Origin of the sequence: Streptomyces spinosisporus, assembly GCF_022698145.1 — a bacterium.
GTDB classification, from domain to species: domain Bacteria; phylum Actinomycetota; class Actinomycetes; order Streptomycetales; family Streptomycetaceae; genus Streptomyces; species Streptomyces spinosisporus.
In genome coordinates, this window is the sequence record NZ_JALDAX010000073.1 from 1 (window position 1) to 427 (window position 427).

General features: G+C 67.9%; 1 protein-coding gene. It reads left to right on the plus strand.

The features are described from left to right. On the plus strand, nt 1-427 hold a 427-nt coding region (locus MQN93_RS43760; RefSeq protein WP_242713928.1), incomplete at both ends, for an FAD-dependent oxidoreductase.

Genomic DNA, 427 nt, shown 5'->3' on the forward strand with positions numbered 1-427 from the left:
TCTGAAGCGCCTCGTCCCGGTCGAGGACGAGAACTCCTCCAAGCTGCTGGAGCGCGCGTTCCGCAAGCGGGGCATCAAGTTCAACCTGGGCACCTTCTTCTCCAAGGCCGAGTACACCCAGGACGGTGTCAAGGTCACCCTGGCCGACGGCAAGGAGTTCGAGGCCGAGATCCTGCTGGTGGCCATCGGCCGCGGCCCGGTCTCGCAGGGCCTGGGCTACGAGGAGCAGGGCGTCGCCATGGACCGCGGCTACGTCCTGGTCGACGAGTACATGCGCACCAACGTGCCGACCATCTCCGCCGTCGGTGACCTCGTGCCGACGCTGCAGCTCGCGCACGTCGGCTTCGCCGAGGGCATCCTGGTGGCGGAGCGTCTGGCCGGCCTGAAGACCGTTCCGATCGACTACGACGGTGTGCCGCGGGTGACG